Source organism: Commensalibacter intestini A911, assembly GCF_000231445.1.
GTDB classification, from domain to species: Bacteria; Pseudomonadota; Alphaproteobacteria; order Acetobacterales; family Acetobacteraceae; genus Commensalibacter; species Commensalibacter intestini.
Map to the genome: position 1 here is coordinate 181,547 of NZ_AGFR01000007.1, position 10,555 is coordinate 192,101.

Genomic DNA, 10,555 nt, shown 5'->3' on the forward strand with positions numbered 1-10,555 from the left:
TATTTTTGCCAGTTATTTCCTTGTTTTTTGACAATAATCAGGTAATAATAGAAGTTTCCCTTTATGCTAAAATAGCACAATATTTATCCTATTAAGGAATAAAAAAAGGAGTGAATAACCACTCCCCTTTTTATCATATTGATATAAAGTTATTATTTCTCTTCATAAGGCGGCTGATTCATTCCTGTTGGAGAATATGTAAAGACTTCACACCCATCTTCAGTAACTCCCATCATATGCTCAAACTGGGCACTTAAAGAACGATCACGCGTTACTGCTGTCCATTCATCATCTAAGATTTTAACGTCTGGTTTTCCTACATTCAACATTGGTTCAATGGTAAAAACCATCCCAGGTTTTAATTCTAGCCCATGTCCTCTTTTACCATAATGCAAAACATTAGGCTCTTGATGAAATACACGACCAATACCATGACCACAAAAATCTCTTACCACTGAAAAACGTTGAGCCTCGGCATATTCTTGAATGACATATCCAATATCACCCAATGTATTTCCTGGTTTAACTTCTTTAATCGCACGCACCAATGACTCATACGTTACATCAATAAGCCGTTGCGCTAAACGAGATGCTTTACCAACAACATACATACGGCTGCTATCACCATACCAACCATCTAGGATTGGGGTCACATCAATATTTAAAATATCTCCATTCATTAAACGGCGATCACCAGGAATCCCATGACACACAACGTGATTAATAGAAATACAACAAGACTTGGGAAAGCCTCTATAATTCAAAGGAGCTGGGATCGCCCCATGTTTAAGCGTATATTCATGGATAATTGTATTCAACTCTTCTGTTGTTACCCCTTCTTTGACAAAAGGGGTAATCATATCCAACGTTTCAGCCGCCAAACGTCCAGCGGCTCTTAACCCAACGAAATCTTCTTGGGTATGAAATACCATCCGTCGATCAGCCATGTTAGTCTCCAGTTTCAATAATCTATAAAATAAAATACCCAACTAATAATACATATTAGTTGGGCAAGGTAAACTCATTCTTAATAACATTTCTGTAGATTGTTACAGTCTACAAAATAGATTTATCTTTTCTTCTGTTTTTTAACAGCACTACTACTATGGGTGGTACGTTTTACAGACGAAGCTTTTGCTTTCTTCGTTGGAAGTTGAGCAACCTCAACAGTCCTCCCTCTGGAAGATCGTGTTGCTTTAGCTAAAATTACATTAGAACGTTTACGCCCACGTGGTGTTGCTCTAGCTAAAACCATTGGCCTCTCTGCAGGAGCAATGCCATGCTTTGCAAACCCATTATCAAGCGCATTCATCATAATCGTATTCCGTCGACCATTGCTAGGAGCACCCATTACAACGCCTACTAATCGAACATTTCCCTGAACAGCAGAACCAACCAAGTTATGCCCAGCCGCAGCAGTATAACCCGTTTTCAACCCATCAGCCCCTGCATACCCTCTGATAAGCGGATCATGATTAGGAATATTACGACCACGAAAATTAAAAGACGGCGTTCTAAAAAACGGATAATATTCAGGATAATCTAACACTAAATGACGAGCTAATGTTGCCATATCTCTTGCTGTCGTCACCTGATCTGGATTAGGAAGCCCAGAAGCATTTCTGAAAGTAGATCTGCTCATTCCGATCACTCTCGCTTGCTGAGTCATCATTTGAGCGAAACGAGCTTCATCACCACCGCCTATAAACTCACCTAATGCACAAGCAGCATCATTTGCAGATTTCGTAACTAACCCTAAAACAGCTTCACGGATCGTAATCATTGATCCTGGTCGTAAACCAAGCTTTGAAGGCTCCATCGAAGCTGCATGAATTGAAACAGGAATCCGTTGGTCCAATGAAATTGCATTTGCGTGTAACGCACGAAACGTCATATATAACGTCATCATCTTCGTTAAACTGGCAGGATAACGTTGCAAATCAGGATCATCTTTAGAAATAACATCACCGTTAATATCGGTAACGATTGTACTAACTCTTCCTACATATTGTGCGTGTGCCAATGGGGACAAAAAGAAAGAACTAAGAGATACTGAGAAAGCAACAGCCTTTGCTACTTTTGTTTTTTTAATTTTTAGTAATGACCTCACGATTGAAAATCGTTTCTTAATCAAAACATATTTATTACAATTAGAAATATACCCTGTCACTTTGCTCCCCTATACGCCACAACAATCAAAGACAAATGAATTATTTAGATTTTAGCACACACAACCCGATGCGACATACTATTTCACGTTTACAAACAACATTTCCTACATCGGTCTATAATTTTTTTAACGTTATCATTTTAATCGTTTTCTATCAATCAGAGAATATAATAAAAATATAAATTACAATAAGATACTGCCTATATTTAAACTACATGAATAAGAAATAATTGTGACATAAAAATAGGATTTTATGATAAATCTTGCCATTTAGATGATTTTTCAACGAATTATTGGATTTTTACAAAAGAATAATCCCTTGAAAATGATGGGTAGATATGCTTTACCTCTTTTGGCTCAGATTAAAAGTTTAATTCTTTCCACTCTTCATTTTGAAGTATTCGTTTAAATATGTCTGTTTTTGCACCACTCTACTCACTTATTTTTCACAATAGCCTTTCTAATTGTGTCGATTCTCCAACATTGGATGAAACAAAAGCAGCGTCATTACACCAAACGAAAAAACCTCCTATGTATAAAGTTATTATGTTAAATGATGATTTTACACCAATGGATTTTGTTGTTTATATTCTGGAAGCTATTTTCCAAAAAAACAATGATGATGCCATGCAAATTATGTTAGATATTCATCATAATGGTAGTGCCAATTGTGGTCTTTATACTTATGAAATTGCAGAAATGAAACAAACACAAGTCATTCAATTTGCAAGACAGAATCAATATCCTTTACAATGTATCCTTGAAAAAGAATAAAACCTGTTTATCTATTTAGACACTCATCGTAACATTTTCTTTAACATAGATTAAGGCACATCTATATAAAATAAAGTTGGAAAAATAATTTTCTTGCAATAGAATAAATATAGTTACGCGTCTTGCTAGTTATAAAAGGTATTATATTGTGTTATCCAACAATTTAGAGCATTCCATACGCCGGGCTTTTGAATTAGCTGGGAAATATCATCACGAATATGCTACCCTAGAACACCTTCTTTATGGGTTAACAGAAGACCCTGACGCTATCGCTATATTTAACGCTTGTCGTATTAATGTGCAACAACTCCGTCATGATATTCAATATTTTATTCAAAATGACTTATCTATTTTAACGACAACAACAGATACACAACCTAAACCAACAACAGCATTCCAACGGGTTATTCAACGTGCCAGCATCCACGTCCAATCAAATGATGCTCAAGATGTAAGTGCTGCTAATGTTATTGTTGCTTTATTCTCAGAACATGAAAGTCATGCAGTTTACTTTTTACAAACTCAAAATTTAACAAAATTAGATGTTTTAAATTACATTGCTCATCGAATTACAAAAAACACTTCCTCTCATCCATATACATCTGAAGAAAATGATGACTTGGAAGACTTTTTCCTTGAAGAACAAGGACAGCAAAATCAAAACGACAATCCTTTAAAGCAATATTGTGTTAACTTAAATGAGAAAGCAATTGCAGGATCAATTGATCCTCTTATTGGTCGTGATGCTGAAGTCGAACGTACAATACAAATTTTATGCCGTCGTACGAAAAATAACCCTTTATTAGTCGGTGATCCTGGAGTTGGAAAAACCGCAATAGTCGAGGGTCTAGCACTAAGAATTACCCAAGAAAATGTTCCCACTATTTTAGAGAATTGTAAGATCTATGCTTTGGATATGGGGATTTTAATGGCTGGAACACGCTATAGAGGCGATTTTGAAGAGCGATTAAAAGCCATTATCCAAGCCTTACAAAATGAAGAAAATGCTATTCTTTTTATTGATGAAATTCATACGATTGTTGGTGCTGGATCAACATCTAATGGGTCTTTAGACGCATCTAATCTCTTAAAGCCTGCTTTAGCAGAAGGTAGCTTGCGTTGCATTGGCTCAACAACCTATAAAGAATATCGTCAACATATTGAAAAAGATCATGCCTTAGTCAGGCGCTTTCAAAAAATTGACGTTGTAGAGCCTTCTGCAGAAGATACTTTTCAAATTCTTTTAGGACTAAAAGAAAATTATGAAAAATATCATAATGTTTCTTATACCAAAGATGCCATTAAAACTGCGGTAACGTTGTCTATTAAATATATCCATGACCGTAAACTCCCCGATAAAGCACTAGATATTATCGATGAGGTTGGTGCGATCCAAGCGCTCCTCCCTAAAACCAAAAGAAAAAATTATTACCGTCAATGATATTGAAAAGACAATTTCTAAACTGACAAAAATCCCAGAAAAGACAATTTCTTCTGATGACAAAAAAGCATTAAAACAAATTGATGCTAAATTAAAGAAAGCAATCTTTGGGCAAGATCCTGCTATTGATATTCTTGCCTCTGCGATTAAACTCTCCAGAGCAGGCTTGCGCTCTCCTGAAAAGCCTATTGGAAGCTATTTATTCTGTGGCTCTACGGGAGTAGGAAAAACAGAAGTAGCTCGTCAACTTGCAGAAGTCTTAGGGATTAAACTCATTCGCTTTGATATGTCTGAATATATGGAAAAACATTCAGTTTCCAGACTGATTGGGGCTCCTCCTGGTTATGTTGGGTTTGATCAAGGTGGATTATTAACAGATTTCGTTGATCAACATCCTCATTGTGTATTATTGCTTGATGAAATTGAAAAAGCACATACTGATATTTATAATATCTTATTACAAGTAATGGATCATGGATCTTTAACAGATCATAATGGCAAAACGATTAACTTTAGAAATACGATTATTATCATGACAACCAATGCTGGTGCTGCAGAATTCAGCAAACCTGCCATTGGGTTTATTAATAATCATGTTAATGTTGATAATAACGAAGCGCTTAAAGACACGTTCTCTCCTGAATTTAGAAATCGTCTCGATGCAATCGTTCCATTTGCTGCTCTGTCAGAAACAACCATCAGTAAAGTAGTCAACAAGTTTATTCATGAACTGCAAGACAGATTATCTGCACAACAAGTTATCTTAACTTTATCCAACAGTGCCAAAGATTGGTTAATTAAACATGGATATGACGCTGTCTATGGTGCCAGACCTCTGGGCAGAGTTATCCAAGATCATATCAGCAAACCATTAGCTGATGAAATCTTATTTGGTAAGCTTATTCGTGGTGGAAACGTTGAAATTCATACAAAAGATGATCACTTAACATTTAAATATCACCCCAATCCTGCCCCAAAACGTAAAGTTAAGAAAAAAGCAGAATTAGAAGCATCTTAAAACTCTGCTTTTACTCAATAACTAGTCGTATTTAACGCCATTAATCATTACATATCCTGAATGTGGCCATTTACGACTAGTTCCTTTATGTGTCCAGTCAACACCTTGACGTCTGGGGTTATCATAATAATAACGTCCAACGACTTCGACATAATCCCCTTTATGAACCCATGGCCATGACGGCGCATTCATTTCATCAAGGTTGCTTACAATACGAATAGAAACCCCAGAACCAATATTTAAATAAAAATATCCATGCTCCCCACTTCGTGTATAACGCGCCTTAGAGAGTGCAATGACTTTCCCACAAACATGAACAGGAACGTCCGCTTTTGAGGGAAAATATGAATTATTCTTAAAAATCTGCTGTGCTTGTAAAAAACCTTGATTATTACAAGCACTAACAGGATCTTTTGCCAATGCTATGACACTGGCAAAAACTAAACAATACAACGCAATAAAGCGTATAATATATCGAAAAAACATCTATTTAGAACGATAGTTTAATTTATTTTTTATCTTTCTTAACCTTTTTTGTTTTTTTTGCATCTGCCTCCGCAGCGCCTAACTCTTCTTTAAATAAACGCAAAGACTGTAACTCTTCTGGAGTAGACGTTTTTTTAATTTCCTCTTTTTTCTCTTTGATCATTTCTTTTAATTGAGGATCGCTATTCAGCTTATCCTTAATAATCCGCAAAGAAGCCAATACTTCAGGGCTAGACTCACTAACAATTTTCTCTTGTTTTTCTTTAACAAGAAGCTTTTTATCAGGATTTCCCCCTAACTCCTCTTTTAATAGATTCAAAGATGCCAAAACCTCCGGATTAGGTTTAGGTGCAACCATTTCAAATTTTTCAAGCTCTGCAATCATCAGCTCGACAACGACAAGACGAGCAAACCATTTATTATTGGCAGGAACAACGAACCAAGGCGCATGAGGTGCCGCGGTAGCTTCAACAGCTTCTTGATACACATCTTGGTATTGTTCCCAAAATTTTCTTTCTTTTGGATCACTTGGAGAAAACTTCCATTGTTTTTCCGATAGATCTAAACGAGATAAAAGACGTAAACGCTGTTCCTCTTTAGAAATATTCAAGAAAATTTTGATTATACTATGCCCTTGACGATGCACATAAGTCTCAAAATTTCGAATATCTTCATATCGATGTTCCCAGAAATCTTTATCTGCCGTAACACTGGCAGGCAAACGTTGAGCACCTAAAATCTCAGGATGCACTTTTGTAACCAATACCTCTTCATAATGACTACGATTAAAAATACCAATTTTCCCAGCAGGAGGCATTGCCATATGGACACGCCATAAATAATCATGAGAAAGCTCAACTGGGCCTGGCTGCTTAAAAGAAGCAACAAAAATACCTTGAGGATTAATTCCTGAAGTTACATGCTTGATTGTACCATCTTTTCCAGAAGTATCCATGCCTTGCAAAGCAACAATTAAAGTACGCTGGGAATTAGCATATAAAAGCTCTTGTAATTCAGATAAGCGTTTTACACGTTGTTTAAGTGCTTTTTTTGCTTCTTTTTTAGATAAAGAGAGGCCTGCTGTATCTGCTGGGTCAAAATCATTTAATTTAAATTTTTTACCATTTTCAACACGGTATTTAGTTCTTAATGTTTCTCTGATGGATTTATCAATCATTTTACGCTCCTATTTTTTATTTATTCATTAATTTATTTTTTTCTAGAAACAGCTACCCCTGCTGGGGCTTGACATACAGGCATCATCTCAATTCGATTAATATTCACATGAGCAGGCAACCCAACGACCCAAGACACCGTTTCTGCAATATCTTGCGCAGTTAAAGGTTGTGTACCTGCATAAACATCTTTCGCTTTCTCATGATCTTTTAACCGAACTTCACTAAATTCAGTTCCTCCACAAAGGCCCGGCTCTATATTCGTAACACGAATAGGAGTTCCCAATAAATCAGTCTTTAAATTCAGCATAAACTGCGCGACAAAAGCTTTGGTTGCACCGTAAACGTTTCCTCCTGGATATGGATATGTACCGGCAATACTGCCAAGAGAAATAACGTGTCCTTTCTGTCTTTTTATCATTCCACCGATTATATATTGTGTCAAATGAATTAGCCCAACAATGTTCGTTTGAACCATTTGATCCCAACTAGGTAAAGATATATTCGGAATAGGATCTACCCCCAAAGCTAACCCAGCGTTATTCACCAAAATATCAATATTCTGCCACTCTGTCGGCAACTGGTTTATTGATTGTTCAACGCCCTTAGTATCCATCATATCCATTACAACTGGATAAATACTTTCTGGAAATTGCGCTACCAACTGCTCTAATTTTTCTTTACGGCGAGCTGCTGCAATCACCTTATACCCGTCACGAACTAAACGACAGGTAATTTCTCGACCAAATCCAACAGAAGCACCCGTAACTAAAGCAATCCCTTTACATGTCATCGAATAGTTCCTTACTATAATAAAACCTTCGTTTCAGTATAGGATACTACTAATCTTTTATTATAGTAAAAATAATTTGAACATTATATCTACTCTGTATTAAAAAAATACTTTATTTTCCTAATCCTAATATTCATAATCACAAATTCATAAATAGTTGTTTTATTTTTCATAACATCACAAAGACTATCAATAATATTTATCGTGTATAAAAAAATAAACTAAAATTATTATCTCAATAATTAACTCTCTCCATTGCCATTCATATACTAAAAGTCATATTAAATTTATAAAAAAGAAGATTTTAAAGATATTTTACTTAAAGCCTTTTAAAAACATTATAATTCTCATAAAATAAAACTTCATATCTTTTTTGCTTCTATAATAAGGTAAAATGACTTTGCATTTTTCTGATCTTACAAATGGTTTGGCTGGTCAATTATTAATTGCTAGCCCATTTATTACAACTCCTCCTTTTGCACAAACGGTAATATTTCTTTGTGCATATTCTCCACAAGAAGGTGCAATGGGGATTATTGTAAACCGTCATTTAACCAAGCCTACTCCAGATGAACTCTTACAACAAATTGGTATTCCCCCTATTCCTAAAGAAGCTCATTTCTCTATTAGTGCGGGGGGCCCAATTGAAAATGCACATGGATTAGTTTTACATTCAGCAGATTGGGAGACAAACGGTTGCATCCCAGTTAATGACAAAGTCATGCTCAATGCTAGCCTAGATGTACTGCGGGACTTATCTATTGGAAAAGGGCCTAAACATGCATTATTAGCCTTAGGACATGCCAGTTGGTCAGCAGGTCAATTAGAAGAGGAATTAAAAAATAGTATTTGGCACATAGCACCTTGTGATGAAACCCTATTATTCAGCACACATTACACTCAAAAATGGCGTGATGCGCTTCATTCTATTTCTATTGATCCTGGGAAATTATCTTTTTTTGTAGGTAAATCTTAATCATAAAAAGGATGTTATAATCTTACACACCGGATTTAACATCCTCTTTTAATACTTTCTTCATTAAAATATCAATTTGATGATCTGTTCCTAAAACAAACTCATGTTGGCTAAAAGGCACAAAGCCGTTTTTCTTATAAAAAGCCATAGCTTTGTAATTATGCTCCCATACACCAAGCCATACGTAATCAACCTCTTTTTCTTTGGCTATTGAAAAAGCATGAGCATATAATGCTTGTCCAACTTTTTTCCTATGAAATTTCTGTAAAACATATACTCTTTCAATTTCTAAAGCATTATCTTCTTTGAACTCATGCTGCGCATGACCTAAATTAACTTTTAAATATCCCACATATACCTGATCAAGCTTAGCCATATAAAAAGCAGATAATGGCTCATCCATTTCTTTCTTTAGCTGTTCTAATGATAAATTATTCATTAGATACGCATCCATATCCTCTTTACTATTCACCTCTGCAAAAGTTTCATAAAAACTCTGACGTGCAATTTGTTGTAGAATCTGAAGTTGTTGTTTTTCTAATCTTTCTATGATTACCGTCATCCCTATCCTCTTATAGAATTTACGTATCTACCTTAATACAAAAAAGGCATGCTTATTATCAGCATGCCTATCTAAACCACTTTATTTGAGCTTAGAACTAGTCTAAAAAGCCATCACGCTTTAAAATCTCTAGTACAGTTTCAATACGCTTACTATATGTATGATCTTTTAATGTACGAGCTTGAGCTTTTTTAGCTGTTTCCAAAATTAACTCTGGATTATTTAGATATTTATCCAATAATTGTTTAAAATCATAACATGTGGAGAAAACTGGCAATTCATCACGTTCATAAAAATCATGAATAGCATAGTTATCTTCATGAAACAGCTGCATTGCCCCTGCTGCTGCTGCCTCGAATGTTCTTGGTCCTGGATTTGATGGCATAATAATGAAACGTTTGTTTTCAAAATGCAAACTACGTCCTAAATTTAAAACAATTTTAGAACGTTGATAAAGTTCAACTAACTGATCTTTTTCAATACGAGCATCAGAAAAACCAATCCCGAATTCACCCCAACCAGGACCTACAATTTTAAGATTTAAATCTGATAAAGCTGGATGAATACTACGCATAACGTCTTTGCGGCTACCAAAAGCAACACCACAAAACATAACATCAATATTTTTCTTTATAGTTTCATCAATTGGACGATAGTGTAACTTTTCACAGGCTGCTAAAGGCAAAAAATGAACATGTGGATGGTCATAAAAATTAGTACCCCAACGATCACAAGAAAAAATAACGTCAAAATCATCTGTAATGCGATAGTTTGCATCCTGTTCATAAGGATCTTCTGTTGCCCAAAAAATTGTTGTTGCCCCAACAGCTTTTGCCTTTTGGCAAACTTCACCAAAATAAGTACTTTCTGGCAAATAAGATCCAATAGAAAATACAATTTTTGGTTTAATATACTCAATTGCAGCTGCTGCACCTGCAATATTAGTAGAAATTACATTTCCTTCACCAAATACACTTTCCCAACCTGACATAATTGCTTCACGAATTTGAGCGTTGGCCTGTGATTCGTAACGACCACCACTACAAACCATGACTTTACCACTGATCCCTTGACTAATTACCTTAGCTGTAGGCGCTGTTTTTTTTGGAGTAATGCTTACTTTTGTTGAAGCTTTCTTTTTTGTTGCTTTGACTGCCATT

Annotated in this window: 9 protein-coding genes and 1 pseudogene; 3 read left to right on the forward strand and 7 right to left on the reverse strand. The window is 35.5% G+C overall.

From position 1 onward, the window contains the following. Positions 1-152: 152 nt before the first annotated feature. Both map and CIN_RS05975 read right to left on the reverse strand, forming a co-directional pair. Entirely contained in the window at positions 153-947 is a 795-nt protein-coding gene (map, locus tag CIN_RS05970) for a type I methionyl aminopeptidase (RefSeq protein WP_040364032.1), read from the reverse strand. 122 nt (positions 948-1,069) lie between these two features. Continuing rightward, positions 1,070-2,110, reverse strand: coding sequence for a D-alanyl-D-alanine carboxypeptidase family protein (locus tag CIN_RS05975; protein ID WP_370684119.1), 1,041 nt, complete (start codon positions 2,108-2,110; stop codon positions 1,070-1,072). A 471-nt stretch (positions 2,111-2,581) separates the two neighbouring features. Between CIN_RS05975 and clpS the strand changes: the two genes are divergently transcribed. Further along, the gene (clpS, locus tag CIN_RS05980) at positions 2,582-2,944 is read left to right on the forward strand and encodes an ATP-dependent Clp protease adapter ClpS (RefSeq protein ID WP_083813356.1); all 363 of its coding nucleotides are present in this window, start codon (positions 2,582-2,584) and stop codon (positions 2,942-2,944) included. Between the two features lie 148 nt (positions 2,945-3,092). After that, positions 3,093-5,403: pseudogene (clpA, locus tag CIN_RS05985) on the forward strand (ATP-dependent Clp protease ATP-binding subunit ClpA). 21 nt (positions 5,404-5,424) lie between these two features. Here clpA and CIN_RS05990 read toward each other — a convergent pair. Genes CIN_RS05990 through CIN_RS06000 form a run of 3 tightly spaced genes read right to left on the reverse strand, consistent with a single transcriptional unit; the run spans position 5,425 to position 7,857 of the window. Continuing rightward, the gene (locus tag CIN_RS05990; RefSeq protein WP_040364033.1) at positions 5,425-5,889 is read right to left on the reverse strand and encodes a DUF3465 domain-containing protein; all 465 of its coding nucleotides are present in this window, start codon (positions 5,887-5,889) and stop codon (positions 5,425-5,427) included. Positions 5,890-5,911: 22 nt separating this feature from the next. Beyond that, positions 5,912-7,066: a PPK2 family polyphosphate kinase gene (locus CIN_RS05995; RefSeq protein WP_008854171.1), complete on the reverse strand. Its 1,155-nt coding sequence runs from the start codon at positions 7,064-7,066 to the stop codon at positions 5,912-5,914. A gap of 32 nt (positions 7,067-7,098) precedes the next feature. Next, the gene (locus CIN_RS06000) at positions 7,099-7,857 is read right to left on the reverse strand and encodes an SDR family NAD(P)-dependent oxidoreductase (protein ID WP_008854172.1); all 759 of its coding nucleotides are present in this window, start codon (positions 7,855-7,857) and stop codon (positions 7,099-7,101) included. Positions 7,858-8,251: 394 nt separating this feature from the next. Between CIN_RS06000 and CIN_RS06005 the strand changes: the two genes are divergently transcribed. Next, a complete protein-coding gene (locus tag CIN_RS06005) occupies positions 8,252-8,833 on the forward strand; it encodes a YqgE/AlgH family protein (protein WP_008854173.1) in 582 nt (193 codons plus the stop codon). A 22-nt stretch (positions 8,834-8,855) separates the two neighbouring features. On the opposite strand, the gene CIN_RS06010 is transcribed toward CIN_RS06005, so the two are convergent. Beyond that, complete coding sequence (locus CIN_RS06010) at positions 8,856-9,395, reverse strand: GNAT family N-acetyltransferase (protein ID WP_008854174.1); 540 nt, start codon at positions 9,393-9,395, stop codon at positions 8,856-8,858. A 97-nt stretch (positions 9,396-9,492) separates the two neighbouring features. Further along, entirely contained in the window at positions 9,493-10,554 is a 1,062-nt protein-coding gene (locus tag CIN_RS06015) for a CgeB family protein (RefSeq protein WP_139016959.1), read from the reverse strand. Position 10,555 lies beyond the last annotated feature (1 nt).

What these genes read in the sequence shown, in the direction of transcription:
- map (WP_040364032.1), bottom strand. Translation starts at nt 947, where the DNA reads ATGGCTGATCGACGGATGGTATTTCATACCCAAGAAGATTTCGTTGGG.
- CIN_RS05990 (WP_040364033.1), bottom strand. Translation starts at nt 5,889, where the DNA reads ATGTTTTTTCGATATATTATACGCTTTATTGCGTTGTATTGTTTAGTT.
- clpS (WP_083813356.1), top strand. Translation starts at nt 2,582, where the DNA reads ATGTCTGTTTTTGCACCACTCTACTCACTTATTTTTCACAATAGCCTT.
- CIN_RS06015 (WP_139016959.1), bottom strand. Translation starts at nt 10,554, where the DNA reads ATGGCAGTCAAAGCAACAAAAAAGAAAGCTTCAACAAAAGTAAGCATT.
- CIN_RS05995 (WP_008854171.1), bottom strand. Translation starts at nt 7,066, where the DNA reads ATGATTGATAAATCCATCAGAGAAACATTAAGAACTAAATACCGTGTT.
- CIN_RS06010 (WP_008854174.1), bottom strand. Translation starts at nt 9,395, where the DNA reads ATGACGGTAATCATAGAAAGATTAGAAAAACAACAACTTCAGATTCTA.
- CIN_RS06000 (WP_008854172.1), bottom strand. Translation starts at nt 7,857, where the DNA reads ATGACATGTAAAGGGATTGCTTTAGTTACGGGTGCTTCTGTTGGATTT.
- CIN_RS06005 (WP_008854173.1), top strand. Translation starts at nt 8,252, where the DNA reads ATGACTTTGCATTTTTCTGATCTTACAAATGGTTTGGCTGGTCAATTA.